Below are 25,761 nucleotides of genomic sequence, written 5' to 3'. Positions count from 1 at the left end.
TCTTCGAGCAAGGGCCGCTCAGCGAGCGGCCCTTGAGTCCGTTCAGCCCTTGAGGGCCGCGTCGATGGCCGTCTTGTAGTCCTCGACCGTCGACGGAGCGTTCTTCTTGTCGGGGCCGGTCAGCTTCTTGCCGTCCATGACGAAGGAGGGCGTGCCGTCGACGCCGTCCTTGTTGTCGTCGAACTTCTTCGACATCTCCAGGGCCCAGCGGTCGTACGTGCCGTCCTTGACGTCCTTCGCGAAGGTCTTGCTCTTCTTGAGCTCGGGGACGTCGTTCGCGATCTTGGTGAGGAACGCGTCGTCCTTGAACTTGTCCTCCGTCTCGGAGGGGTGGTTCTCCTTGGAGAACAGCGCCTTCTTGTAGTCGAGGAAGGCCTGGTCGCTCACGTTCAGGGCGGCACCCATCGCGCTGAGCGCGTTCTTGGAGCCCTCACCCGTGAGGTTGCGGTCGAGGAACGAGGCGCCGATGAACTGGATCTTGTACTTGCCGTCCTTCACGTCCTTCTCGACCGTCGGGCCGACCGCCTGCTCGAAGCTGGCGCAGACCGGGCAGCGCGGGTCCTCGTAGACCTTCAGGGTCTTCTTGGCGCTGTCCTTGCCGATGACGACGGTCGTGCCGTCCGTGCCCGCGGAGTTGGCCGGCTTGACCAGCTTCTCGTCCTTGGCGGCTTCCCAGTGGCCGGGCTTGTTGGCCTGCATGACGGCGTAGCCGACGCCGGCCGCGATCGCCAGGACCGCGACGACGGAGACGCCGACGATCATCGACCGCTTCCGCTTCTGGCGCTTGCGCTCGGCTTCCTGCTGGGCGCGGATCCGCTCGCGGGCCGCCGACTTGGCCGCCTGGCTGTTGCGCTTGCTCATGATGATGTTCTCCGTAGGGGTGACGTGCGTGGGGACGGTGGTGCTCAGGCGAAGGCGGCCGAGCACGGCGGTCCACGCCGTCCCACGAAGTGCACGAGAAGGCGCGTACGCGCGGTCCGCACCCGGCTCGCGGGGCGCGGGGCGCGCCGCACGGGCCGCGGGCGGACACCCACCGCGGCGACCGCGATGAGCAGCGGCCGGAAGGTGGCGGCGGTCACCGCGCGCAGCACCTGGGCCAGGGCGCGTTCGCCGCGCCGCAGCCAGGCCGCCGCGAGCAGGCCGACCGCGATGTGCGCGCCGAGCAGCAGCCAGGCGGCGCCCGGGTCGGCGTCGGCGAACAGCACGGTGCCGCGGTGTCCGTCGCCGCCGGTCATCCGGGCCAGCGGGGTGCCGACACTGGCGCCGCCGCACAGTACGTCGAAACCGACCGAGCGCAGCGGGCCCGCGACGGGGCCGCCCGCCTGGCCGTAACAGACGTGCTGCCCCGTGGTGAACACCGTGTCGGCGGCCAGCTCGAGGGGGATCAGCAGGGCGGCGATGCGGCCGTAGCCGCGCTCGCGGCCCGCCAGCGCGTACGCGATGACGAAGACCGCGCCGGAGATCACCGCGACGGTGGTCAGCGGCAGCGGGGCGCGGGAGAGCAGCACGTGCGACGCGGCGGAGAGCGTCACGACGAGCGCCGTGAAGAGCGCCGCGCGCACGGCTCTGAGCTGGGTCCCGGATATGTCCATCGCGCAGCTGAGTGTGCCATGTGCTCCCGTAAGGCAGCCCTAAAGGGTGCCTATGAGTCGCACGATGGCGTCCTCGTGCCTACAGACCCGGAATCCGGCCGTTACGGAACAGGTCGACGAAGATCTGGTGGTCCCTGCGGGCCCGCGCGCCGTACTCGTGCGCGAAGTCCACGAGCAGGTCACCGAAGCTCTCCTCGTCCGCCGCGATGGCGGCGTCGATGGCACGCTCCGTGGAGAACGGCACCAGGTCGGAGTGGCCGCTCTCGTCGTCGGCTGCGGAGTGCATCGTGGCGGTGGCGCGGCCCAGGTCGGCGATGACCGCGGCGATCTCGTCCCAGTCGTCGATGTCCGACCAGTCCAGGTCCACGGCGTACGGAGAGACCTCGGCGACCAGCTGTCCCGCGCCGTCCAGCTCGGTCCAGCCGAGCCACGGGTCGGCGTGCGCCTGGAGGGCGCGCTGCGAGATGACCGTGCGGTGGCCCTCGTGCTGGAAGTAGTCACGGACCGCGCCGTCGGTGATGTGCCGCGAGACCGCCGGGGTCTGCGCCTGCTTGAGGTAGATCACGACGTCGTTCTCCAGGGCGTCGCTGTTGCCCTCGAGAAGGATGTTGTACGACGGCAGGCCCGCGGAGCCGATGCCGATGCCGCGGCGGCCGACGACGTCCTTCACCCGATACGAGTCGGGGCGGGTGAGCGAGGACTCGGGCAGCGTCTCCAGATAGCCGTCGAAGGCGGCGAGCACCTTGTACCGCGTGGCCGCGTCGAGCTCGATGGAGCCGCCGCCCGGCGCGAAGCGGCGTTCGAAGTCGCGGATCTCCGTCATGGAGTCCAGGAGGCCGAAGCGGGTCAGCGAGCGAGCGTCACGCAGTGCGTCCAGGAGCGGGCCCTGGGCGGTGTCCAGGGTGAAGGGCGGCACCTCGTCGCTCTTGGCGCCGGTCGCCAGGTCGTGGATCCGCTCGCGGTACGCCGCCGCGTAGATCCGGACCAGGTCGGTGATCTGTTCGTCGCTGAGCGCCTTCGTGTACCCGATCAGGGCCACGGAGGCGGCGAAGCGCTTCAGGTCCCAGGTGAAGGGCCCCACGTACGCCTCGTCGAAGTCGTTCACGTTGAAGATCAGGCGGCCCTGGGCGTCCATGTACGTGCCGAAGTTCTCCGCGTGCAGGTCGCCGTGGATCCACACCCGCCCCGTGCGCTCGTCCAGGTACGGACCGCCGTGCTGCTCGCGCTCCAGGTCCCCGTAGAAGAGGCAGGCCGTGCCGCGGTAGAACGCGAAGGCGGAGCCGGCCATCTTCCGGAACTTCACCCGGAACGCGGCGGGGTCCGCGGCGAGGAGCTCACCGAAAGCGGTGTCGAACACGGAGAGGATCTGCTCGCCGCGCTGCTCAGCGGTGGGCTGCGGGTCCGACATCGCGGGGTGCCTCCAGTAACGGGTGGTGCCAGGTCGTGCATGACATTTTGGACAGGCCTTCCGACCTGTCCAACGCACGACGGTACCCCCGAGTGCCCGCCGCTTGTCAGTGCTCCGGATTAGACTTCCACGCTGTCCCCCCAGACTGCCCGCAGCCTGTCGCCAAGAGTTCCCCGGAGGCCTCCCGCCGTGACCAAGCCGCCCTTTACGCACCTCCACGTCCACACCCAGTACTCGCTGCTGGACGGTGCCGCGCGGCTCAAGGACATGTTCAACGCCTGTAATGAGATGGGCATGACGCACGTCGCCATGTCCGACCACGGCAACCTCCACGGGGCGTACGACTTCTTCCACTCGGCGCAGAAGGCGGGCGTCACGCCGATCATCGGCATCGAGGCGTATGTGGCGCCGGAGTCCCGCCGCAACAAGCGGAAGATCAAGTGGGGCCAGCCGCACCAGAAGCGCGACGACGTCTCGGGTTCGGGTGGTTACACCCACAAGACGATCTGGGCGGCGAACAGCACCGGCCTGCACAACCTCTTCCGGCTCTCCTCGGACGCGTACGCGGAGGGCTGGCTGCAGAAGTGGCCGCGTATGGACAAGGAGACGATCTCCCAGTGGTCGGAGGGTCTCATCGCCTCCACCGGCTGCCCCTCCGGAGAGCTCCAGACCCGGCTGCGCCTCGGCCAGTTCGACGAGGCGGTGAAGGCCGCCGCCGAGTACCAGGACATCTTCGGCAAGGACCGGTACTTCCTGGAGCTGATGGACCACGGCATCGACATCGAGCGCCGGGTCCGTGACGACCTGCTCCGGGTCGGCAAGAAGCTCGGCATCCCGCCCCTGGTCACGAACGACTCGCACTACACGTACGCACACGAGTCCGTCGCGCATGACGCCCTGCTCTGCATCCAGACCGGCAAGAACCTCTCGGACCCGGACCGTTTCCGCTTCGACGGCACCGGCTACTACCTGAAGTCGACGGACGAGATGTACGCCATCGACTCCTCGGACGCCTGGCAGGAAGGCTGCCGTAACACGCTCCTGGTGGCCGAGCAGATCGACACCACCGGCATGTTCGAGAAGCGCGACCTCATGCCGAAGTTCGACATCCCGGAGGGCTTCACCGAAGTCACCTGGTTCCAGGAGGAGGTCCGGGTCGGCATGAACCGCCGCTACCCGGGCGGTGTCCCCGAGGACCGGCAGCAGCAGGCCGAGTACGAGATGGACATCATCATCCAGATGGGCTTCCCGGGGTACTTCCTCGTGGTCGCCGACTTCATCATGTGGGCCAAGAACAACGGCATCGCGGTGGGCCCCGGCCGTGGCTCCGCGGCAGGCTCGATCGTCGCGTACGCCATGGGCATCACCGACCTCGACCCCATCACGCACGGCCTGATCTTCGAGCGGTTCCTCAACCCCGAGCGCGTGTCCATGCCCGATGTCGACATCGACTTCGACGAGCGCAGGCGCGTCGAGGTGATCCGGTACGTGACGGAGAAGTACGGCGCCGACAAGGTCGCCATGATCGGCACGTACGGAAAGATCAAGGCGAAGAACGCCATCAAGGACTCCGCGCGCGTGCTCGGATATCCGTACGCGATGGGCGACCGCCTCACCAAGGCGATGCCCGCCGACGTCCTCGGCAAGGGCATCGACCTCTCCGGCATCACCGACCCCAAGCACCCGCGCTACAGCGAGGCGGGCGAGATCCGGGGGATGTACGAGAACGAGCCCGACGTGAAGAAGGTCATCGACACCGCCAAGGGCGTCGAGGGCCTGGTCCGGCAGATGGGCGTGCACGCCGCCGGCGTCATCATGTCCAGCGAGCCGATCGTGGACCACGCCCCGCTGTGGACCCGGCACACGGACGGCGTGACGATCACGCAGTGGGACTACCCCCAGTGCGAGTCGCTCGGCCTGCTCAAGATGGACTTCCTGGGCCTGCGAAACCTCACCATCATGGACGACGCCGTCAAGATGGTGCGGAACGACAAGGGTGTCGACCTGGAGATGCTCTCGCTCCCGCTCGACGACCCGAAGACCTTCGAACTGCTCTGCCGCGGTGACACGCTCGGCGTCTTCCAGTTCGACGGCGGCCCGATGCGCTCGCTGCTCCGCCAGATGCAGCCCGACAACTTCGAGGACATTTCCGCCGTTTCGGCCCTGTACCGGCCGGGCCCGATGGGCATGAACTCGCACATCAACTACGCGGAGCGCAAGAACGGCCGCCAGGAGATCACGCCGATCCACCCGGAGCTCGAAGAGCCCCTGAAGGAGACGCTCGGCCTGACCTACGGCCTCATCGTGTACCAGGAGCAGGTGCAGAAGGCCGCGCAGATCATCGCCGGGTACTCGCTGGGCGAAGCGGACATCCTGCGCCGCGTGATGGGCAAGAAGAAGCCCGAGGAGCTGGAGAAGAACTTCGTCCTCTTCCAGGCGGGCGCCCGGAAGAACGGCTACTCGGACGCGGCGATCCAGGCCCTGTGGGACGTCCTGGTCCCCTTCGCCGGATACGCGTTCAACAAGGCGCACTCCTCCGCGTACGGCCTCGTCACGTACTGGACCGCCTACCTCAAGGCGAACTACCCCGCCGAGTACATGGCGGCGCTGCTGACCTCGGTGAAGGACGACAAGGACAAGTCGGCCATCTACCTCAACGAGTGCCGGCGCATGGGCATCAAGGTCCTGCCGCCCAACGTGAACGAGTCCGTGCACAACTTCGCCGCCCAGGGCGACGACGTGATCCTCTTCGGCCTGGAGGCCGTCCGGAACGTCGGCACGAACGTGGTCGAGTCGATCGTCCGCTCCCGCAAGGCCAAGGGAAAGTTCGCCTCCTTCCCCGACTACCTCGACAAGGTCGAGGCCGCCGCCTGCAACAAGCGGACCACGGAGTCACTGATCAAGGCGGGCGCCTTCGACACCATGGGGCACACCCGCAAGGGCCTGACCGCGCAGTACGAGCCCATGATCGACAACGTGGTGCAGGTCAAACGCAAGGAGGCGGAAGGGCAGTTCGACCTCTTCGGAGGGGGCGAGGAGGCAGGCGGCGAGCCGGGCTTCGGGCTCGACGTCGAGTTCTCCACCGACGAGTGGGAGAAGACGTATCTCCTCGCCCAGGAGCGGGAGATGCTCGGTCTGTACGTCTCCGACCACCCGCTGTTCGGCCTGGAGCACGTCCTGTCCGACAAGGCCGACGCGGGCATCGGACAGCTCACCGGCGGTGACTACTCGGACGGTTCGATCGTCACCATCGGCGGCATCATCTCCGGCCTCCAGCGCAAGATGACCAAGCAGGGCAACGCCTGGGCGATCGCGACCGTCGAGGACCTCGCGGGCTCCATCGAGTGCATGTTCTTCCCGGCGACGTACCAGCTGGTGTCGACCCAACTCGTCGAGGACGCCGTGGTGTTCGTCAAGGGCCGCCTCGACAAGCGCGAGGACGTGCCGCGCCTGGTCGCGATGGAGCTCCAGGTCCCCGACCTGTCGAACGCGGGCACCAACGCGCCCGTCCTGATCACCATTCCGACGGTGAAGGTGACCCCGCCGATGGTCAGCCGCCTCGGCGAGATCCTCAGTCACCACCGAGGCAACAGCGAGGTGCGGATCAAGCTGCAGGGGGCACAGAAGACGACGGTGCTGCGGCTGGACCGACACCGGGTGCAGCCGGATCCCGCCCTTTTCGGTGACCTGAAGGTGCTGCTCGGCCCGTCCTGTCTCGCCGGCTAGGCCGCACCCCCGCACCCCCGCACCTTCGCCCACCCCGCACACGCAGAAGGGGCGCGCCCGGAATCCCGGGCGCGCCCCTTCGCGCATATACGCCTGTGTGGGCGTCAGTTGAGGCGTCAGTTGTGGCCGAAGCGACGCTGGTGCTTGCGGGCGACCTCGGCCGGGCTGCCCTGCGACTGCACGGCGTCCTTCATCCTCGACTCGGCCTGCTCCGCCGACGACTTGGCCTGCTCCTGCGCCTGCTCCGCGGCGGAAGCACGGTTCTGATCGCCGCCCTGCTTGCGGTTCTTGTTCTTGCCCATGGTGATCTTCCTCCTGAGGGGGATCTGGGGGCCAGGACGCGACCAGATTCACATATGCCGACAAGCTGCGCATTTCAGAGAATTACCGTGCGTAATAAGCCCTGTCGGAGAGTGAAGTCGACATACGCCACGCCGAAGATCGAGTTCCGGCCGTTAACCTCCGCAGGGTCGGGCAGACTCGAAGGAAACCCGAACCATTACTTCCAGGGAATCTCCAGGGAAAGAGGGTGGATCGCGTGGACCGCTGCATCGTCCTGGTGGACGCCGGGTATCTGCTGGGTGCCGCCGCGAGTCTCCTCGCGGGCGAGCCGTCCCGGTCCCGGATCACCGTCGATCACACCGCCCTGATCCAGGGCATCCGTGAGCGCGCCGAATCCGACACCGAACGCCCCCTCCTGCGGATCTACTGGTTCGACGGAGCCCCCGACCGCGTACCGCAGCCCGAGCACCGCAGGCTGCGCGTCATGCCGCGCGTGACGGTCCGGCTCGGCGCCCTGACCCGCAGTGACGGCCGGTGGGCCCAGAAGGGCGTCGACGCCGCCATGCACGCCGAGCTGACGGAGCTGGCCCGCAACCGCGCCTGCTCGGACATCGTGCTCATCACCGGCGACGGGGACCTGCTGCCCGGCATGATGGCCGCCAAGGAGCACGGCGTCGCCGTCCACCTGTGGGCCGTCCAGGCCGCCGACGGGGACTACAACCAGTCCGAGGACCTCGTGGCCGAGGCCGACGAGCGCCGCGTCCTGGACCGGGCGTGGATCACCAAGGCCGTACGCCCCAAGGAGCTCACCGGCGTCTGCGCGCCCCCTCCCGTCCCGCGCCCCGAGATCGCCGCCATCCTCTCCGCGCCCCTGCCGGAGTCCGCGCTCGCGGCCAGCGCCCAGCGGGCCGCCGACGAGGCCGCGGGGGTCCAGCACGGCCAGCAGCACGTTCAGCACGGTCAGCACGCCGAAGCCGGGGCCAACGGCGACAGCGGCGGCCCCCACCACATCCCGCCGGGCAAGGGCGTGCCCACCCCCAAGGACCTGGCCGCCCTGCGCGGCCCCGGCACGCAGGCCGCACAGCACCCCACCAACGCCACGCTGCGCTGGTCGTCCGACAAGGGCTGGGTCGAGCGCCCCGGCGGCGCCGCGGAGAGCCCGGAGGCCGCCGCCCTGCCGACGCTCGCCCAGCTGACGACCGCCGAGCAGCGCTGGGCCGACCGCGAGGAGGACATCACCACCGTCGGCGGTGACCCCTTCGAGGTCGGGCAGGTGTTCGCACGCCGCTGGATGGCCCGCCTGCCGGAACAGCACAACCTCCACAAGCTCTCGACGATGTACCCGCGCATCCCGCACCGCGTCGACGGCGAGCTCCTGCGGTACGCGGCCCGCTTCGGTCTGCTCGCCCACAAGGACGACCAGATCGACGAACACGACCGGTACGCGATCCGGGCGGGCTTCTGGCGCGAGATCGACGTCCACACGGCGGTGGAGCACGCTCCGGTGGGCGACCGCTCCGGCGAGTGACCGAACAGCCACGCGAACGGGTGAAGGACGCGTCCGCGGATGAGTGACCGAACACGTCCGCGGATGACCGATACGGGGCGTACGGGGCGCCCCGGGCGTCGCGGCGGGCACGGGACCCCGTACGCTCGTCCCTCGTGAGTACGCGCTCGGCACAGGCAGTCCGACAAGGGCTCCGACAGGGTCACGGCAGTGATGCCGTCTGCGCGGTGCGCGACCTCGTCAAGACGTATCCCGCCGCCCGTGGCAGGCGCGGCACGCCCGCGACACCCGAGGTGCGCGCCACCGACGGCATCAGCCTGGAGGTCAGGCGCGGCGAGATCTTCGGCCTCCTCGGGCCCAACGGCGCGGGCAAGTCCACCCTCGTACGCCAGCTGACCGGCCTGATGCGGCCCGACAGCGGAAGCGTCGAGATCCTCGGGCACGACATCCTGCGCCACCCCGAGCGGGCCGCGCGGATCCTCGCGTACCTGGGGCAGGAGTCCACCGCGCTCGACGAACTGACCGTCTCGCTCGCCGTCGAGACGACCGCGCGGCTGCGCGGCCTCGACGTCCGCGCGGCGCGCGCCGAGCGGGACGGCGTACTCGACGAACTCGCGCTGACCGACCTCGCCTCGCGTCCCCTCAAGAAGCTCTCCGGGGGGCAGCGCAGGCTCGCCTGCTTCGCCACCGCCCTGGTGGGGGAGCGGCCGTTGCTCGTCCTCGACGAGCCGACGACCGGCATGGACCCCATCGCGCGGCGCGCGGTGTGGGGCGCGGTCGACCGGCGCAGGGCCGAGCGCGGCACGACGGTGCTGCTCGTCACCCACAACGTCATCGAGGCCGAGACGGTCCTGGACCGGGTCGCCGTACTCGACCACGGCAAGGTCATCGCCTGCGACAGCCCCGTGGGCCTGAAGGAACAGGTCGCGGGCGAGGTGCGGGTGGAGCTCGTCTGGCGGGAGCGGGCGCCGCTGGACGTCCCCGAGGTCCTGGCGCTTCGCTCGTCCGCGGTCGAGTCGGGGCGCCGGTGGTCCCTGCGGCTCGCGCCCGACGAGGCCCGGGCCGCCGTCGCCGCGGTCACCGGCGGGGACGCCTTTGCCTCGCTGGACGATTTCACCCTGGCCACGCCGAGCCTGGAGGACGTGTATCTCGCCCTGGGCGGGAACGGGGAGGGGCTGGTCAAGGCATGACCTCCGCCGGGCGGATGAACAGCGACAGGAAGGTTGTTCGGTGAGTGCCGTTCCCCTGGAAGCGGCCGTGCGGGCCGACGACCGCGAGTGGCAGGCCGACGCCGCCGAACCCCTGGGGCCCCGCGCGCGGTTCTTCCCCGCGCTCGCTGCCGTCTACCGCGCGCAGCTGTCGCGGGCGCGGGTCGCCCGCATCCCGCTGCTCTTCGTGGCGACCTTCCAGTCCGTCGGGATCATGATCCTGATGCGGGGCGTCGTCGACGGGGGAGACGAGGCGCGTGCCGTCGTCGCCGGGTCCTCCGTGCTCGTCGTCGCCTTCGTCGCGCTCAACCTTCTCGCGCAGTACTTCGGGCAGCTGCGGGCCGACGGCGGCCTCGACCACTACGCCACGCTGCCCGTGCCACCGGCCTCGGTGGTCCTCGGCGCCGCGGCGGCCTACGCCTCGTTCACCGTGCCCGGGACGCTCGTCACCGCGGTCGTCGGGTGCGGTCTCTTCGGGCTTCCGCTGGCCCACCTGTGGGTGCTCGCCGCGGTGATCCCGCTGGCCGGCGCCGCGCTCGCCGGTCTCGGCGCCGCCCTCGGGCTGCTCGCGCCCCGGCCCGAACTGGCCACGCTACTCGGGCAGTTGGGCATGTCGGCGGCGCTGCTCCTCGGTGTGCTCCCGGCCGAGCGGATGCCCGGCTTCCTGCAGTACGCCCGTGACCTGCTGCCGTCCACGTACGGGGTCGAGGCGTTCGCCCGCACCTTCGGGCCGCATCCCGACTGGGCGGCGGTCGCCCTCGACCTCGCGGTCTGCGCGGGCGTCGGCGTCGCCTCGCTGGCGATCGCCACCTGGGCCTACCGCCGTGCGGCCGTGCGCTGACGCGGTCCTCGCCGTGGTCCCACGGGGCCCTCGCCGTGGTCCCACGGGGGTCCTCGCTGTGCGGTGAAGCGGTCACCGGGCAGTACTGGCACCATGTGTGGGTGACTGCACCGCTGACGCCCTCCCAGCCGCCCCACGACCAGCCCCCGCACGACCCCTGGCAGCAAGCCGCTCAGCCGTCCGGAGCCGTTCCCTCCTCGGCGTACGAGGAGGACGGTCCCGATATGAAGACCGAAGTGCGGCAGGCCGCCGTGATCGCGGTCGCGGTGGCGGTGTGCGGCGTCCTGCTCGGGCTGCTGTGGCTGTGGCTCGCGCCCCGCGTCCCGTTGATCGCGGACAGCGAGGCGGTGTTCCTCAAGGACACCGAGGGCGAGCAGGCGATCGGGGTCGACGGAACGTTCACTCTGCTCGCACTCGCGTTCGGTGCGGTGAGTGGCGCCGTGGTGTTCCTGCTGCGCAGGCGGGGCGGCATCCCGCTGGTCGTCGGGCTGACGGCCGGGAGCCTGCTGGGGGCCGTGATCGCCTGGCGCCTCGGCATCTTCCTGGGGCCGGAGACGGACGTCGTCGCGCACGCGAAGTCGGTGGGCAAGGGTGTCGCCTTCGACGCACCCATGGAACTCAAGGCCAAGGGCGCGCTGCTCGCCTGGCCCGTGGCCGCGCTGCTCGTACACCTGGGCCTCACGGGCCTCTTCGGGCCGCGGGACCCCGAGCCGTACCCCATGGCGTACGGCGACGACCCAGGGCGCACCGACGGCAACCCGGTCTGAGAGACCTCAGGCCGGACGCCTACCGTGATTCGCCTTGCCTTTGCGGACCCGCCACTTCCTCTTGCGCGTCTTCTTCGACATGAGAGTGGTACTAGTCGAGCTCGCGGCCTCCGTCGAGGCCCTATTCACGCCCGATCGGGGCCAGCACCGCGCCCGTGAGACGCGCCAGGTCGCCGGGGGCCAGTTCCACTTCCAGGCCCCTGCGGCCCGCCGAGACGCAGATCGTGGCGTGCCCCGACGCCGAGTCGTCCAGGACCGTGCGGAGCTTCTTGCGCTGGCCGAGCGGCGAGATGCCGCCCCGTACGTACCCGGTGGTGCGTTCCGCGGCCGCGGGGTCCGCCATCACCGCGCGCTTGCCGGAGACCGCCGTGGCCAGGGCCTTGAGGTTGAGGGTGCCCGCCACGGGGACCACGGCCACCGTCAGCTCGCCGTCGACGTCCGCGACCAGGGTCTTGAAGACACGGTCGGGGGAGACGCCCATGGCCTGGGCGGCCTCTTCGCCGTACGAGGGGTGCGCGGGGTCGTGTTCGTAGGCGTGGACCGTGTAGGGGGCGCCCGCCGCGGTGAGGGCCACCGTCGCCGGGGTGCCGCCCGCGCCCGACTGCTGTTTCTTCTGCTTCTTCGCCAAAGCGCTCGCGCCTTACGTCAGTTGAGGCTCGTGTCAGTTGAGGCTCGTGGCGCCGCGCGTGAGGTCCGTCGCGGGCAACGACGGCAGATTACGGATGATCGCGGTCTCGGCGCGAAGGACTTTCAGCTCGTCGTGCAGGCGTGACGCCGTGTCCGGCGCCTCCAGGAGCCGCTGCTTCGTGGGGGTGTCCAGGACGGCGGCGGCCGCGACCAGATACGACACCACGGACGGGTCGTCCGGCAGTTCCGCGCCCGTCGACAGGGACCGCTCGCGGGCCCCGGCGAGCCGCTTCTGATAGGAGCGAAACGCCCGCAGAACCCCCTCGGCAAGCGCGCCCGCCTCCTCGCCGGGTTCCTCCGGCAGCTCCTCGACCTCCGCGGTCAGGAACGCGCCCGAAGCGTCGACCGAGTGCAGGCGCACCCGTGAGGTGCCGGTGGCGAGGACCTCGAAGCCCCCGTCGGCGCGCTCCCTGATCGTCGCCGCGTCCGCGATGCAGCCCACCGCGTGGAAGGCCTTGAGCGGGTCGTCGCCGAAGCCGGCGGTCGGGCCCTGCTCGGGCTGCGAGGTGGGGTCCGGGAGACCCGGGGCGCTCGGCGCGACCTCCAGACCGTCGCGGATCGCGACGACCGCGAAGAGGCGCGGCTCCTCGTCGGGAGTCTTGAGCAGGTCGCGCATCATGGCGCGATAACGCTCCTCGAACACGTTCAGCGGGAGCACGAGCCCCGGGAACAGCACCGAGTTGAGCGGGAAGAGCGGAAGCCGGACGGTGGTCACGAGCCGAAAGCCTAATGGTCGCCGGAGCCCGTACGTCCGCCGCCGGTGCGCAGCGGGGTCCCGGAGGCCACCTCGATGCGTATGCCGTCGCGCAGTTCCAGGAACTGGCCGAGCGGATCGTCGGCCATGCGGTCCCAGGGGAAGGACGTCGCGTACGGCCCGATGAGGCGCATCTGTTCCAGGGCGTCGCTCCATCGCTCCAGCCGTACGAGGACGAACGCGAGGACGTTGCGGACCTCCGCGGGCCAGAGGTCCCCGGCCTCGTACTCCTGGGACACGGCGATCCCGAGGTCGGCCGCGGCGTCCAGGCGCTCGCGCGGCACGCTCCCCGAAGCGCTGGTGAGATAGGCGAACGCGGCGCGCGCGGGCAGCGCCTGGATCAGCGATCCCGGCAACGCGTCCCGCGCGGCACGCTCGGCGAAGTCGAAGCACTGGCGGTGCGAGCCGTACCAGGCGGCCGAGAGGTACTGCAGGGCCGAGGCGTGGCAGCCGTAGTGGTGCGAGGAGCGGTGCACCGCCTCGGCCCGGAGCGCGTCGAAGACCGACTGCGGGACATGGGTGCCGCGGGCGTGGTCCAGGGCGATCCGCCACGGCACGGGATCGCGCGGGTCGGCCTCGGCGGCCGCGGTGATCAGGGGCGCCGTCTCGCGCAGCAGCTCGGCGCGGGCGGGCGATTCCCAGCTGCGGACGACCGCGAGCTCGGCCTTGACGAGCAGCACGTCCGGGTCGTGCGGGGCCGCCGCCCGCCAGTCGTCGAACCACTCGGAGCGGGAGCGGGCGAAGGCGGCCAGACGCGTCGTGTAGCGGTCGCGGTTCTCCCATTCGTTGCCCTCGCGCGTCATGGCGAGCAGCTTTGCGGCAGGGCCGTAGTCACCCCGGCCCGCGGCGACGAGCGCGGGGCCGAGGCGGTCGTCGGGCGCGTCGAGGAGCACCTCGTCGTCGGGGGTCAGGCCGGCGGCGAGGAGCGGGGTGTGCCTGACCATGCGGGCGGTGCGGATCAGGGCGCGCAGGAATGCCATCGTGTGGGTATTGAAAGCCGCAGGTCGGGGCTGTGCCAGGGGGTAGCCGGTGAAGCTTTCGCATCGGTCGTCCGGTTGCCTGACACATGGTCAAGGAAGGGCAAAATATCTGTCCCCTCCGGCCACGCGAGGCCCGCTCAGTTCCTCCGCAGCAGCCTTGTCGCCCCCGCCGCGACCGTCGTCGCGAGCACCCAGCCGAGCAGGATCAGGATCGCCGCGAACCACTGCCAGCCGCCGCGCAGTTGCCAGTAGCCGTCCTGGCCGAGGTTGATGACCGGCAGCAGCAGATCGAGGGCGTACAGCGCGGGGTTCCAGTTCGGATGCTCCCCGTCCTTGATCGCCGGGTGGTCGGCGCGCGAGAAGGCCACCGCGCTCACCGCCCAGAGCACCGCCATCCACAGGGCGGCGCGTCCTGGCCGGTAGCCGTAGGCCACCGTCCAGTCCTGGGCGAAGCCCCAGAGCTTCGCCGCGAGCGGCAGGGTCTCGCGGCGTCTGCGCTGCTTGGCGAGCAGGACCTCGCGGGCGTCGGCGTCCTCGCCGCTGTCACGCAGGACGGTCGCCAGCTTCTCGTACGGCTCGGGGCTGTACTCGGCGGTCGCGGCGGCCACCCAGCTCAGCCGCCGGGAGAGCGGGAAGCTGCCCTGCGGGACGAGGCTCTCGTAACTGAAGCCGCCCATCTGGAGGCCGCCGGGTCCCGGCCAGCTGATCGACTTGTCGATGAGCGTGACGACCTTGGCACCGGACAGGATGATCTTGCCGCGCTGCGGAGCCTCGCTGAGGAAGCGCAGCTCGGGGGTCTGGACGCGGCGCAGCGACACCTCCTGGTCGTTCTCCAGGGTGAAGCGCGCCTGGGCCAGGTCGACGGCGTCCCCGAAGCGGCCGTCGTCGAGCCGGATGCCGCCCTGGCACTCGAAACGCTGGACGCGGGTGCCGCGCGGGGGTGTGGTGCCGCTGGTCATGGGGGGATCGCCGAGTGCGGCGGGTGTCATGTACAGCGTGCGTTCCACGGTCATCTGCGGGGCGTTCAGCGCCCGCTGGCCGTACGGATTGGCGAGCTTGCTGCCGCGCAGGCTGAAGGAGACGCCGACCTTCGCGCCCCGCAGGCTCAGCTGGCCGTGCGACTCCATCATCTCGGCCTGGAGGTCCTGCCCGACCGAGAGCCCGTCGCCCATGATCGAGTTGCCGCGCCGGTCGCGGTAGATCACGGCCTGGTTGATCAGCAGGTCGGTGCCGATCTGGGCGTCCGTGAGCCGCATGCCGTTGTGGATCCGGCAGCGCGGCAGATGCAGGTCGCCCTCCGTGTGCACGCGGGCCGCCTCCACGCGCGGGATGGAGCAATTGACCAGCCGCAGGGTGGTGAACTTGGCCTCGGGGACGAGCACTTCCTTCTCGAAGCGGCAGTGCTTGAGCTCGGCGTAGGGCAGGATCTCGCCGCCCGCCAGGTCCAGTACGTCCGTGATCTGGAGGCCCGAGAGCTTCAGTGAGGAGACCCGGCCGGAGAGCGCGGGCGGCCCGTCGAGGAGCAGCCAGCACACGATGCGCGCGCGCACGCTGCGTTCCGGACCCCAGGGGTGGCCGCCGTGCGGATCGTCCGCCATCGAGTCCCCGGACCGGAGGTCATAGACGCTGCCGTTGCGGAAGGCCTGCCACATGCCGATCTCGGCGGCGGTCAGTCCGTCCGGCGGGTCCCCGGTGCCGGTGTCGTCGACCACTGCAGTTGTCCTCCCCGTACCGCGATACGCCCATGTCTCGTACACCTGTTTCATGCCCGCTCGGTGACGGGCTGAACGCTAGTGGTGAACGTCGTCTCCCGGGATCTATATCAGCCAGTGATACGGCGTCCGGACCGGAATCAGGGTCTGAGAGAATTGGCCATGTGATCTCCCGAATCGATCTGCGCGGCGACGCCCTCCCCGAGGGCCCCGCCCTGCGCGCCCTGCTGCCCCGTGCCGACTTCGACGTCGCGGCCGCCCTGGAGAAGGTGCGGCCCATCTGCGAGGACGTGCATCATCGTGGCGACGCGGCGCTGATCGAATACGCGGAGAAGTTCGACGGGGTACGCCTGAAGCAGGTCCGCGTCCCGGCGGCCGCCATCGCCGACGCCCTGGAAGGCCTCGACCCGCTCGTGCGCGACGCGCTCGAGGAGTCGATCCGCCGCGCCCGCATCGTGCACCGCGAGCAGCGCCGCGCCCCGCACACCACCCAGGTCGTCCCCGGCGGCTCGGTCACCGAGAAGTGGGTGCCGGTCGAGCGCGTCGGTCTGTACGCGCCCGGTGGCCGCTCGGTCTACCCCTCCTCCGTGATCATGAATGCGGTGCCGGCACAGGAGGCGGGCGTCGAGTCGATGGCGCTCGCGTCCCCGCCGCAGAGCGACTTCGACGGCCTTCCGCACCCCACGATCCTCGCCGCCTGCGCGCTCCTGGGCATCGACGAGGTGTACGCGGTCGGCGGCGCCCAGGCCGTCGCGATGTTCGCGTACGGCACCGAGACCTGCGCCCCGGCCAACATGGTCACCGGGCCCGGCAACATCTGGGTCGCCGCCGCCAAGCGTTACTTCACCGGACGGATCGGCATCGACACCGAGGCGGGCCCGACCGAGATCGCGGTCCTCGCCGACGACACGGCCGACGCCGTGCACGTCGCGTCCGACCTGATCAGCCAGGCCGAGCACGACCCGCTCGCCGCCGCCGTCCTCGTCACCGACTCCGTGGCCCTGGCCGACGCGGTCGTCAAGGAGCTGGAGCCGCAGGTCGCGGCGACCAAGCACGTCGAGGACCGGATCGCCCCCGCCCTGGCGGGCAGGCAGTCCGCGATCGTCCTGGTCGACGGCCTGAAGGAGGGCCTGCGCGTCGTCGACGCGTACGGCGCCGAGCACCTGGAGATCCAGACCGCGGACGCCGCCGCCGTCGCGGACCGCGTCAAGAACGCGGGCGCGATCTTCGTCGGCCCCTGGGCGCCCGTCTCCCTCGGCGACTACTGCGCGGGCTCCAACCACGTCCTGCCGACGGGCGGCTGCGCCTGCCACTCCTCGGGGCTCAGCGTCCAGTCGTTCCTGCGCGGCATCCACATCGTCGACTACACCCGCGACGCCCTCGCCGACGTCGCCCAGCACGTGGTGACGCTCGCCGAGGCCGAGGATCTGCCGGCGCACGGCGCGGCCGTGAAGGCCCGCTTCGGATGGAAGGTGCCTCAGAGCAAGTGACCGACATCGACGACCTCCCCGTACGCGACGAACTGCGCGGCAAGTCCCCCTACGGCGCCCCCCAGCTCGACGTACCCGTACGCCTGAACACGAACGAGAACCCCTACCCGCTGCCCGAGCCGCTCGTCGAGCGCATCGCCGAGCGTGTGCGCGAGGCAGCTCGCGACCTCAACCGCTACCCCGACCGTGACGCGGTCGAGCTGCGCACCGAGCTCGCGCGCTACCTCACGAAGACCGGCGGTCACGAGGTCACCCTGGCCAACGTCTGGGCGGCCAACGGCTCGAACGAAGTCATCCAGCAGCTCCTGCAGACCTTCGGCGGGCCAGGACGCACCGCCATCGGCTTCGAGCCCTCGTACTCGATGCACGGCCTCATCGCGCGTGGCACCGGCACCGGCTGGATCTCGGGCCCCCGCACGGACGACTTCACGATCGACGTCGAAGCGGCGACGAGGACCATCGCCGAGAACCAGCCCGACGTCGTCTTCATCACCACGCCCAACAACCCCACGGGCAACGCCGTCCCGGCCGAGACGGTCCTCGCGCTCTACGAAGCCGCGCAGGCCGCGAAGCCGTCGATGGTCGTGGTCGACGAGGCGTACGTGGAGTTCAGCCACGGCGACTCGCTGCTCCCGCTGCTCGCGGGGCGGCCGAACCTCGTCATCTCGCGCACCATGTCGAAGGCCTTCGGAGCGGCGGGCCTGCGCCTCGGCTACCTCGCAGCCGACCCGGCGGTCGTCGGCGCCGTACAGCTCGTACGGCTGCCGTACCACCTGTCGGCCGTCACACAGGCCACCGCGCTCGCCGCCCTGGAGCACACCGACACGCTCCTGAAGTACGTCGAGCAGCTGAAGCAGGAGCGCGACCGGCTGGTGAGCGAGCTGCGTGCGATCGGCTACGAAGTGACCGACTCCGACGCCAACTTCGTCCAGTTCGGGCGGTTCGACGGCGAAGGGGCCGCCCACGCGGTCTGGCAGCGGATCCTCGACCGGGGCGTCCTGGTCCGGGACAACGGAGTACCGGGCCGGCTGCGGGTCAGCGCGGGAACCCCCGAAGAGAACGACGCGTTCCTCGATGCGGTACGCGAACTGAAGAAGGAGCAGCAGGCATGAGCCGCGTTGGACGGGTCGAACGGACCACCAAGGAGACGTCGGTCCTCGTCGAGATCGATCTCGACGGCACCGGCAAGGTCGAGGTGTCGACGGGCGTCGGTTTCTACGACCACATGCTCGACCAGCTCGGCCGCCACGGCCTCTTCGACCTCACGGTCAAGACCGAGGGCGACCTGCACATCGACACCCACCACACGATCGAGGACACCGCTCTCGCCCTGGGCGCCGCCTTCAAGCAGGCGCTCGGCGACAAGGTCGGCATCTACCGCTTCGGCAACTGCACGGTCCCGCTCGACGAGTCCCTCGCCCAGGTGACGGTCGACCTGAGCGGCCGCCCGTACCTCGTGCACACCGAGCCCGAGACCATGGCCCCGATGATCGGCACGTACGACACGACGATGACCCGGCACATCCTGGAGTCCTTCGTCGCGCAGGCCCAGATCGCCCTGCACGTCCACGTGCCCTACGGCCGCAACGCCCACCACATCGTGGAGTGCCAGTTCAAGGCACTCGCCCGCGCGCTGCGCTACGCATCGGAGCGCGACCCGCGCGCCGCCGGGATCCTCCCCTCCACGAAGGGCGCGCTGTAAAGCCATGACCGGCCTCACCACCATCCTCATCGTCGTCGGCCTCTTCCTGATCGGCGGCAGCATCTCCTTCGTCAAGCAGGGGATGCCCAAGGGCCTGATCACGCTGCTCTCCATCGCCGCGGCCATGTGCCTCACCGCGGGGATCATGCGGCTCGACTACTGGAACTGAGGGGAGCTGATCCACGTATGACCGCTCCCAAGAAGGTCGTCGTCTTCGACTACGGCTTCGGGAACGTCCGTTCCGCCGAGCGCGCCCTCGCGCGCGCCGGCGCGGACGTCGAGATCACCCGTGACTACGACAAGGCCATGGCCGCCGACGGCCTCCTCGTCCCCGGTGTGGGCGCCTTCGCCGCCTGCATGCAGGGGCTCAAGGAGGCGCGCGGCGACTGGATCGTGGGCCGCAGGCTCGCGGGCGGCCGCCCCGTGATGGGCATCTGTGTGGGCATGCAGATCCTCTTCGCGCGCGGCATCGAGCACGACGTGGAGGCCGAGGGCCTCGACGAGTGGCCCGGCACCGTCGAGCCCCTGAAGGCCGAGATCGTCCCGCACATGGGCTGGAACACGGTCCAGGCGCCGGACGACTCCCAGCTGTTCGCGGGCCTCGACGACGAAGCCCGCTTCTACTTCGTGCACTCGTACGCCGTGCACCACTGGGACTTCGAGGTCGGCAACCCCGCCTTCCGCGCGCCCAAGGTCGCCTGGACCACGCACGGCGAGCCCTTCGTGGCCGCCGTCGAGAACGGCGCGCTGTGGGCCACGCAGTTCCACCCCGAGAAGTCCGGCGACGCCGGCGCCCAGCTCCTCACCAACTGGATCGGAACCCTCTAGGAATGTCAGGGACCTCTGTGAGCAAGCTCGAACTCCTCCCCGCCGTCGACGTCCGCGACGGCCAGGCCGTACGCCTCGTCCACGGCGAGTCCGGCTCTGAGACCTCCTACGGCTCCCCGCTGGAGGCCGCCCTCTCCTGGCAGCGGTCGGGCGCCGAGTGGCTGCACCTGGTCGACCTGGACGCCGCGTTCGGCACCGGCGACAACCGCGCGCTCGTCGCCGAGGTCGCGGGCGCCATGGACATCAAGGTCGAGCTGTCCGGCGGCATCCGCGACGATGCGTCCCTGGAGGCCGCGCTCGCCACCGGCTGCACCCGCGTGAACCTCGGCACGGCGGCCCTGGAGACCCCGGAGTGGGTCGCCAAGGTCATCGCGTCGCACGGCGACAAGATCGCGGTCGGCCTCGACGTACGCGGCACGACCCTGCGCGGCCGCGGCTGGACCCGCGACGGCGGCGATCTCTACGAGACCCTGGAGCGCCTCGACTCCGAGGGCTGCGCCCGCTACGTCGTCACCGACATCGCCAAGGACGGCACGCTGCAGGGCCCGAACCTGGAGCTCCTGCGGGGCGTCTGCGCGGCGACGGACCGCCCCGTGGTCGCGTCGGGCGGCGTCTCGTCCCTGGACGACCTGCGCGCGATCGCCGAACTGGTCCCGCTGGGCGTCGAGGGCTCGATCGTCGGCAAGGCGCTGTACGCGAAGGCCTTCACCCTCGAAGAGGCCCTCGCGGCGGTGGCGTCGTGAGTGACATCGTCCGCAGGGTGGGCTCGGGCGGCCCGTGGGAGGAGGCCATCGGCTACTCCCGCGCGGTCGAGCTGCCCAACGGCCTCGTCCTGGTGTCGGGCTGCACGTCGGTGGTGAACGGCGCCATAGAGGCCGGTACCCCCTACGAGCAGGCGGCCAACGCCTTCCACGTCGCCGTCGAGTCCCTGAAGCAGCTGGGCCTCGGCCGGGAGCACGTCGTACGCACCCGCATGTACCTGACGCACGCGCGCGACGTGGAGGAGGTCGGCCGGGCCCACAAGGAGCTCTTCGACGACGTCCGCCCCGCCGCGTCGATGATCATCGTCTCCGGCTTCGTCGACCCGAGTCTGGTCGTCGAGGTCGAGGTGGAGGCGTACGGCCCGCGCGCACGGGCAGGTGCCGAATGACCCTCTCCGTACGCGTGATCCCCTGCCTGGACGTGGACAACGGCCGGGTCGTCAAGGGCGTCAACTTCCAGAACCTGCGTGACGCGGGCGACCCCGTCGAGATGGCCAAGGTGTACGACGCCGAGGGCGCCGACGAGTTGACGTTCCTGGACATCACGGCATCCTCCGGCAACCGCGAGACGACGTACGACGTGGTACGCCGCACCGCCGAGCAGGTCTTCATCCCCCTCACGGTGGGCGGCGGCGTCCGTACCGCCGAGGACGTCGACAAGCTCCTGCGGGCCGGCGCGGACAAGGTGGGCGTGAACACGGCCGCCATCGCACGCCCTGAGCTGATCCGCGAGATCGCGGAGCGGTTCGGGCGCCAGGTGCTCGTCCTGTCGGTGGATGCGAGGCGGACCGCCTCCGGGAGCTTCGAGGTGACGACCCACGGCGGCCGCAAGTCCGCCGGGATCGACGCCGTCGAGTGGGCGCACCAGGCCGCCGAGCTCGGCGCGGGGGAGATCCTGCTCAACTCGATGGACGCGGACGGCACCAAGGACGGCTACGACATCGAGATGATCGCGGCGGTACGACGCCACGTCACCGTTCCCGTCATCGCGTCCGGCGGCGCGGGCCGCCTCGACCACTTCCCGCCGGCGATCGAGGCGGGCGCGGACGCGGTGCTCGCCGCTTCGGTCTTCCACTTCGGGGATCTGCGGATCGGCGAGGTGAAGGACACGCTGCGGGGGGCGGGGCAGCTGGTTCGCTGAGGGGTTCCTGAGGGGGTTCCGTCGTGCGTTGAGCCCGGGGTGTGGCTGCTCGCCGTGCTGGGGGGGGGCGCCGGGAGCTACCGAGCCCGGCGTTCGCGGCCAGTGCAACCGCGAGCGGGGCGAAAGCTACCCGCTCGGCTGCATCAGTTGCACCAGATTTCCCACCGTGTCGTCAAGCACCGCGGTGATCACCGGGCCCTGTTTCTCGGGGCCGTGGGCGAACCGCACCCCCAGGGCGACCAGGCGCTCGTGTTCCGCGCGGATGTCGTCCACCCCGAGCACGATGCACGGGATGCCCGCCTCGTGCAGGGCCTTGTGATAGGGCTCCGCGATGGGGCCCTCGCCCGGTTCGAGGAGCAGCTCCACGTCGCCGTGGCCGCCCGCCGCCCCGACCGTGACGAAGGGCGTCCCGCCGGTCGGCACCACGTGATGCCGGGTCTCGAAGCCCAGTACGTCCGTGTAGAAGGCGTGCGCTCTCGCCACATCGTCCACGTACACGCCGGCCATCGAGACCCTGATCATCAGATGCCCAGTTGCTTCGTCTCGTGCAGTCGGGCGATCGCGTCCTTGTCACCGTCCAGTTCGACGTTGGCCACGTCCTGCCGGCCGTGCGCGAACATCACCAGTTCGGACGGTTCTCCCGTCACCGTCACCACGGGAGTGCCGCGATGGGCCACCGCCGTCTGGCCGTCCGGGCGGCGCAGGACCAAGCCCACCGGCGCCTTGCGTCCCACCAGGCGGGCCATCCGCTCCAGGCGTGACCACAGGGTGTCCGAGAGGACCGGGTCGAGCTCGCGCGGCGTCCAGTCGGGCCTGGCACGGCGCACGTCCTCGGTGTGGACATAGAACTCGACGGCGTTCGACGCCTCGTCGATCTGCTTGAGGGAGAAGGGGGAGAAGCGCGGCGGTCCCGTCCTGATCAGCTGGATCAGTTCCTCGTACGGCTTCGCGGCGAACTCCGCCTGCACACGCTCCAGGCGCGAGGCCAGCTGCTTGATCAGCAGCCCGCCCGCGGCATCGGCCCGGCGCTCGCGGACCACCACGTGGGCCGCGAGATCTCGGGTGGTCCAGCCCTCGCAGAGGGTGGGGGCGTCGGGGCCCTCCGCCTCCAACAGATCGGCGAGGAGAAGTCGTTCACGCTTGGCATGGGTCGACATGCCATCCAGCCTACGACTCGGTACAGGGTCCGCCCAGTGGACGCGGCCCGGCGAGGCCCCGGAGCGCGGCACAATGGCCCCATGACCGCCACGCCCCCGCCCAGCAGCCTGGACCCCGAGATCGCCGCCCGCCTCAAGCGCGGCGCGGACGGCCTCGTCCCCGCCATCGCCCAGCAGTACGACACCGGCGAGGTGCTGATGCTGGGCTGGATGGACGACGAGGCCCTGCACCGCACGCTCACCACGGGACGCTGCACGTACTGGTCGCGCAGCCGCCAGGAGTACTGGGTCAAGGGCGACACGTCGGGCCACTTCCAGTACGTGAAGTCCGTGGCCCTGGACTGCGACGCGGACACCGTCCTGGTCCAGGTCGACCAGATCGGCGCCGCCTGTCACACCGGCACCCGCACGTGCTTCGACGCCGACTCGCTGCCCGTCACCTTCAGCGGCACCGAAGCGTGATCGTCTCGCCGTCCCGCAGCACGATGCGGGACGGGTCGCCGGCCCAGGAGCGCCCGGCGACATCCGCACGGCACTTCTCGCGTACGCCGCTCACGCCCCACTCGGTCATGAACTGACCCAGGGTGAAGTCCCGCCACTCCTCCGACTCCACATGCAGGGTGCCGGTGGTGTCGTGCGTGTGCAGCGGGCTGTAGCGGGGCTTCGGCCCCGAGCGGTCGATGCCGATGTCCGCCGGGACCGTGACGGGGCTGCCCCCGGACGTCACCTTCAGGGTGGTGTGAATGTGCATGTCCATCGCCTCGGAGTCGAGCATCTCCAGGCCCGCGGCCCGGACCCGCTCCGGCACGTCCTTGGGGGCGGGCCACACCACGGGCCCGGGGGCGGCCGCCGCGAACGCGGTCGAGGCGAGGAGGAGGGCGAAGGCGGGCAGCATACGGCGGTTGGTCATCCTCCCGTTCTAGTGGCAGGCACCGTGCCCGTCGGCCCGCGACACCGGCCGCCACCCGCACGGCCGTAAGCTCCTCCCATGGATCTCGAGACCTTCCGCAAGCTCGCGAGCGACCGCCGAGTGATCCCCGTCAGCCGCAGGCTCCTCGCGGACGGCGACACTCCGGTCGGGCTCTACCGCAAGCTCGCCGCCGAGCGGCCCGGCACGTTCCTCCTGGAGTCCGCGGAGAACGGCCGGTCCTGGTCTCGCTACTCCTTCGTCGGCGTCCGCAGCGCCGCCACCCTCACCACCCGCGACGGCGAAGCCCACTGGCTGGGCACCCCACCCGTCGGCGTCCCCACCTCCGGCGACCCGCTCGACGCCCTGCGCGCCACCGTCGAGGCCCTGCACACCCCGCGCGACCTCGCGTCCGGGATGCCGCCCTTCACCGGCGGGATGGTCGGCTACCTCGGCTACGACATCGTGCGCCGCCTGGAGAAGATCGGCCCCGGCGAGCGGGACGACCTCAAGCTGCCCGAGCTGACGATGCTGCTCACCAGCGACCTCGCCGTCCTCGACCACTGGGACGGATCCGTGCTCCTGATCGCCAACGCGATCAACCACAACGACCTGGAGACAGGCGTCGACGAGGCGTACGCCGACGCCGTGGCCCGCCTCGACGCCATGGAGGCCGACCTCTCCCGGGCCGTCTCCCAGCCCCCGGCCGCCCTGCCGCCCTCCGAGCTGCCCGAGTACACCGCCCTGTGGGGCGGCGAGCAGTACCAGGAAGCCGTCGAGGACATCAAGGAGCGCATCCGCGCGGGCGAGGCCTTCCAGGTCGTCCCCTCGCAGCGCTTCGAAACCCCTTGCGGCGCGAGCGCGCTGGACGTCTACCGCGTACTGCGGGCCACCAACCCCTCGCCGTACATGTACCTCTTCCGCTTCGACGGCTTCGACGTCGTCGGCTCGTCGCCCGAGGCCCTCGTCAAGGTCGAGGACGGGCGCGCCATGGTGCACCCCATCGCGGGCACCCGGCCGCGTGGCGCCACCCCGCAGGAGGATCAGGGCCTCGCCGACGAGCTGCTCGCCGACCCCAAGGAGCGTGCCGAGCACCTGATGCTCGTCGACCTGGGCCGCAACGACCTGGGGCGCGTCTGCGAGCCCGGCTCGGTCGAGGTCGTCGACTTCATGTCCATCGAGAAGTACTCCCACGTCATGCACATCGTGTCGACGGTCACCGGCCAGGTCGCCGAAGGCCGCACCGCCTTCGACGTCCTCACCGCCTGCTTCCCCGCCGGCACCCTCTCCGGCGCCCCCAAGCCGCGTGCGATGCAGATCATCGACGAGCTCGAACCCTCCCGGCGCGGCCTGTACGGCGGCTGTGTCGGATATCTCGACTTCGCCGGCGACTCCGACACCGCCATCGCCATCCGCACCGCGCTCCTGCGCGAGGGCACGGCATACGTGCAGGCCGGAGCGGGTGTCGTCGCCGACTCCGACCCGGTCGCCGAGGACACCGAGTGCCGCAACAAGGCGGCGGCGGTCCTGCGGGCCATCCACACGGCGAACCGGCTGCGTCGCCCCGCCGGCCGTGAGGGATAGTGGACGGGTGACTTCTGCCGTACCTCCGCCCCGCACCCAGGCCGCCGAGGCCGACGCCGAGCCCGAGACCCGGGCCCAGCGCAGCGGCCGCCGCAGCATCGCCGTCGCTCTGCTGTTCGGCGCGGTCGGCGCTGCCCTCGCACTGCTCGCCTCCCGCCAGACCTGGGCGAAGGGCACCGCTTCGGTCGCGGGCGGCGAACTGCCGCTGAGCGCCACGGGCAGCGACGTCACGGGCGTGCCCGCGGCCCTCGCGATAGTGGGGCTCGCCGCGCTCGTCGCCGTCTTCGCCGTCCGCAGGGCCGGGCGGATGCTCGTCTCGCTGCTGCTCGCACTGAGCGGCGCGGGCACCGTGGCCGCCGCCCTCCTCGCCGCGAACGACAGCGGCGCCCTCGACGAGAAGGCCGCCGAGGCATCCGGTGACACCGCCGCCACGATCGGTGATCTCAGCCACACGGCCTGGCCGTACGCCGCCGCGGTCGCGGGCGCGCTGATCCTGATCGCCGGTCTCCTCGCCCTGACGTACGGCCGGTCCTGGCCCGCGATGTCCGGACGCTACGAACGCGACGGCGCCCCCCGCCCCCGCAAGGCTCCGCCGAAGGTCGACCCGGACCGGCCCGAGGACCTCTGGAAGGCCCTCGACCGCGGTGAGGACCCGACGCGCGAGGCATGACCCCGCGCTCACGGCACCCGCCCGCGTACGGGACAATGGAGCGGTGAGCGTCTCGCT

27 protein-coding genes are annotated in these 25,761 nt (G+C 70.7%); 16 read left to right on the top strand and 11 right to left on the bottom strand.

Annotated features, from left to right (window positions below):
• Positions 1-42: 42 nt before the first annotated feature.
• From ABXJ52_RS09610 to ABXJ52_RS09600, 3 genes are all read right to left on the bottom strand, one after another.
• A complete protein-coding gene (locus tag ABXJ52_RS09610) occupies positions 43-861 on the bottom strand; it encodes a thioredoxin domain-containing protein (protein ID WP_367040938.1) in 819 nt (272 codons plus the stop codon).
• 44 nt (positions 862-905) lie between these two features.
• Positions 906-1,592 (bottom strand): hypothetical protein, encoded by a 687-nt coding sequence (locus ABXJ52_RS09605; protein WP_367040936.1) that lies wholly within the window; start codon positions 1,590-1,592, stop codon positions 906-908.
• A 79-nt stretch (positions 1,593-1,671) separates the two neighbouring features.
• A complete protein-coding gene (locus ABXJ52_RS09600; RefSeq protein ID WP_367040934.1) occupies positions 1,672-3,000 on the bottom strand; it encodes a DUF2252 domain-containing protein in 1,329 nt (442 codons plus the stop codon).
• Between the two features lie 189 nt (positions 3,001-3,189).
• On the opposite strand from ABXJ52_RS09600, the gene dnaE reads away from it, so the two are divergent.
• Entirely contained in the window at positions 3,190-6,726 is a 3,537-nt protein-coding gene (gene dnaE / locus ABXJ52_RS09595) for a DNA polymerase III subunit alpha (RefSeq protein WP_367040932.1), read from the top strand.
• Between the two features lie 116 nt (positions 6,727-6,842).
• On the opposite strand, the gene ABXJ52_RS09590 is transcribed toward dnaE, so the two are convergent.
• Positions 6,843-7,028 carry a hypothetical protein gene (locus tag ABXJ52_RS09590; protein WP_367040930.1) on the bottom strand — a complete coding sequence of 62 codons (186 nt, stop codon included), beginning with the start codon at positions 7,026-7,028 and terminating at the stop codon, positions 6,843-6,845.
• Positions 7,029-7,264: 236 nt separating this feature from the next.
• Between ABXJ52_RS09590 and ABXJ52_RS09585 the strand changes: the two genes are divergently transcribed.
• The 4 genes from ABXJ52_RS09585 to ABXJ52_RS09570 all read left to right on the top strand — a co-directional run bounded on the left by ABXJ52_RS09585 (position 7,265) and on the right by ABXJ52_RS09570 (position 11,331).
• The gene (locus tag ABXJ52_RS09585) at positions 7,265-8,536 is read left to right on the top strand and encodes an NYN domain-containing protein (RefSeq protein ID WP_367040928.1); all 1,272 of its coding nucleotides are present in this window, start codon (positions 7,265-7,267) and stop codon (positions 8,534-8,536) included.
• Between the two features lie 206 nt (positions 8,537-8,742).
• The gene (locus ABXJ52_RS09580; protein ID WP_367040925.1) at positions 8,743-9,705 is read left to right on the top strand and encodes an ABC transporter ATP-binding protein; all 963 of its coding nucleotides are present in this window, start codon (positions 8,743-8,745) and stop codon (positions 9,703-9,705) included.
• Positions 9,706-9,760: 55 nt separating this feature from the next.
• The gene (locus ABXJ52_RS09575; protein ID WP_367048926.1) at positions 9,761-10,564 is read left to right on the top strand and encodes an ABC transporter permease; all 804 of its coding nucleotides are present in this window, start codon (positions 9,761-9,763) and stop codon (positions 10,562-10,564) included.
• A gap of 101 nt (positions 10,565-10,665) precedes the next feature.
• Positions 10,666-11,331 (top strand): DUF2567 domain-containing protein, encoded by a 666-nt coding sequence (locus ABXJ52_RS09570; RefSeq protein ID WP_367040923.1) that lies wholly within the window; start codon positions 10,666-10,668, stop codon positions 11,329-11,331.
• Between the two features lie 121 nt (positions 11,332-11,452).
• Here ABXJ52_RS09570 and ybaK read toward each other — a convergent pair whose 3' ends face one another.
• From ybaK to ABXJ52_RS09550, 4 genes are all read right to left on the bottom strand, one after another.
• Positions 11,453-11,959, bottom strand: a complete 507-nt coding sequence (gene ybaK / locus ABXJ52_RS09565) for a Cys-tRNA(Pro) deacylase (protein ID WP_367040921.1) — start codon at positions 11,957-11,959, stop codon at positions 11,453-11,455.
• A gap of 33 nt (positions 11,960-11,992) precedes the next feature.
• The gene (locus ABXJ52_RS09560) at positions 11,993-12,733 is read right to left on the bottom strand and encodes an LON peptidase substrate-binding domain-containing protein (protein ID WP_367040919.1); all 741 of its coding nucleotides are present in this window, start codon (positions 12,731-12,733) and stop codon (positions 11,993-11,995) included.
• Positions 12,734-12,744: 11 nt separating this feature from the next.
• The gene (locus tag ABXJ52_RS09555) at positions 12,745-13,752 is read right to left on the bottom strand and encodes a hypothetical protein (protein WP_367040917.1); all 1,008 of its coding nucleotides are present in this window, start codon (positions 13,750-13,752) and stop codon (positions 12,745-12,747) included.
• Between the two features lie 137 nt (positions 13,753-13,889).
• The gene (locus tag ABXJ52_RS09550; protein WP_367048924.1) at positions 13,890-15,404 is read right to left on the bottom strand and encodes an oxidoreductase; all 1,515 of its coding nucleotides are present in this window, start codon (positions 15,402-15,404) and stop codon (positions 13,890-13,892) included.
• Between the two features lie 224 nt (positions 15,405-15,628).
• Between ABXJ52_RS09550 and hisD the strand changes: the two genes are divergently transcribed.
• From hisD to hisF, 8 genes are read left to right on the top strand one after another with little or no spacing between them, the layout of a single operon-like run.
• Positions 15,629-16,954 (top strand): histidinol dehydrogenase, encoded by a 1,326-nt coding sequence (hisD, locus tag ABXJ52_RS09545; protein ID WP_367040915.1) that lies wholly within the window; start codon positions 15,629-15,631, stop codon positions 16,952-16,954.
• Positions 16,951-18,066, top strand: a complete 1,116-nt coding sequence (locus ABXJ52_RS09540; RefSeq protein WP_367040913.1) for a histidinol-phosphate transaminase — start codon at positions 16,951-16,953, stop codon at positions 18,064-18,066. Before hisD ends, ABXJ52_RS09540 begins: the two co-directional genes overlap by 4 nt.
• The gene (gene hisB / locus ABXJ52_RS09535) at positions 18,063-18,656 is read left to right on the top strand and encodes an imidazoleglycerol-phosphate dehydratase HisB (RefSeq protein ID WP_135330188.1); all 594 of its coding nucleotides are present in this window, start codon (positions 18,063-18,065) and stop codon (positions 18,654-18,656) included. The genes ABXJ52_RS09540 and hisB overlap by 4 nt, the downstream gene beginning before the upstream one ends.
• A gap of 4 nt (positions 18,657-18,660) precedes the next feature.
• A complete protein-coding gene (locus ABXJ52_RS09530; RefSeq protein ID WP_367040909.1) occupies positions 18,661-18,825 on the top strand; it encodes a hypothetical protein in 165 nt (54 codons plus the stop codon).
• 17 nt (positions 18,826-18,842) lie between these two features.
• Positions 18,843-19,484 carry an imidazole glycerol phosphate synthase subunit HisH gene (gene hisH / locus ABXJ52_RS09525; RefSeq protein WP_367040907.1) on the top strand — a complete coding sequence of 214 codons (642 nt, stop codon included), beginning with the start codon at positions 18,843-18,845 and terminating at the stop codon, positions 19,482-19,484.
• A gap of 17 nt (positions 19,485-19,501) precedes the next feature.
• On the top strand, positions 19,502-20,227 hold the full coding sequence (priA, locus tag ABXJ52_RS09520) for a bifunctional 1-(5-phosphoribosyl)-5-((5-phosphoribosylamino)methylideneamino)imidazole-4-carboxamide isomerase/phosphoribosylanthranilate isomerase PriA (RefSeq protein WP_367048923.1): 726 nt from the start codon (positions 19,502-19,504) through the stop codon (positions 20,225-20,227).
• A complete protein-coding gene (locus ABXJ52_RS09515; RefSeq protein ID WP_367040905.1) occupies positions 20,224-20,634 on the top strand; it encodes a RidA family protein in 411 nt (136 codons plus the stop codon). Before priA ends, ABXJ52_RS09515 begins: the two co-directional genes overlap by 4 nt.
• A complete protein-coding gene (gene hisF, locus ABXJ52_RS09510; RefSeq protein ID WP_367040904.1) occupies positions 20,631-21,386 on the top strand; it encodes an imidazole glycerol phosphate synthase subunit HisF in 756 nt (251 codons plus the stop codon). The genes ABXJ52_RS09515 and hisF overlap by 4 nt, the downstream gene beginning before the upstream one ends.
• A 126-nt stretch (positions 21,387-21,512) precedes the next feature.
• Here the strand turns inward: hisF and ABXJ52_RS09505 are convergent, their stop codons facing one another.
• Complete coding sequence (locus tag ABXJ52_RS09505) at positions 21,513-21,908, bottom strand: VOC family protein (RefSeq protein ID WP_367040902.1); 396 nt, start codon at positions 21,906-21,908, stop codon at positions 21,513-21,515.
• Positions 21,908-22,543, bottom strand: a complete 636-nt coding sequence (locus ABXJ52_RS09500) for a TIGR03085 family metal-binding protein (protein WP_367040901.1) — start codon at positions 22,541-22,543, stop codon at positions 21,908-21,910. Before ABXJ52_RS09500 ends, ABXJ52_RS09505 begins: the two co-directional genes overlap by 1 nt.
• 81 nt (positions 22,544-22,624) lie before the next feature.
• On the opposite strand from ABXJ52_RS09500, the gene hisI reads away from it, so the two are divergent.
• A complete protein-coding gene (gene hisI / locus ABXJ52_RS09495) occupies positions 22,625-23,005 on the top strand; it encodes a phosphoribosyl-AMP cyclohydrolase (RefSeq protein WP_367040899.1) in 381 nt (126 codons plus the stop codon).
• Here the strand turns inward: hisI and ABXJ52_RS09490 are convergent.
• Positions 22,986-23,453 carry a hypothetical protein gene (locus tag ABXJ52_RS09490; protein ID WP_367040897.1) on the bottom strand — a complete coding sequence of 156 codons (468 nt, stop codon included), beginning with the start codon at positions 23,451-23,453 and terminating at the stop codon, positions 22,986-22,988. The two genes, hisI and ABXJ52_RS09490, sit on opposite strands and share 20 nt — an antisense overlap.
• 78 nt (positions 23,454-23,531) lie before the next feature.
• Here ABXJ52_RS09490 and ABXJ52_RS09485 point away from each other — a divergent pair, with 78 nt between their 5' ends.
• Positions 23,532-25,034, top strand: a complete 1,503-nt coding sequence (locus tag ABXJ52_RS09485) for an anthranilate synthase component I (protein WP_367040895.1) — start codon at positions 23,532-23,534, stop codon at positions 25,032-25,034.
• A 7-nt stretch (positions 25,035-25,041) separates the two neighbouring features.
• Positions 25,042-25,704 carry a TIGR02234 family membrane protein gene (locus tag ABXJ52_RS09480; RefSeq protein ID WP_367040893.1) on the top strand — a complete coding sequence of 221 codons (663 nt, stop codon included), beginning with the start codon at positions 25,042-25,044 and terminating at the stop codon, positions 25,702-25,704.
• The last annotated feature ends 57 nt before the right edge of the window (positions 25,705-25,761 follow it).

Source organism: Streptomyces sp. Je 1-332 (assembly GCF_040730185.1).
GTDB lineage: Bacteria > Actinomycetota > Actinomycetes > Streptomycetales > Streptomycetaceae > Streptomyces.
This window is presented reverse-complemented; position numbering and strand designations above follow the sequence as displayed.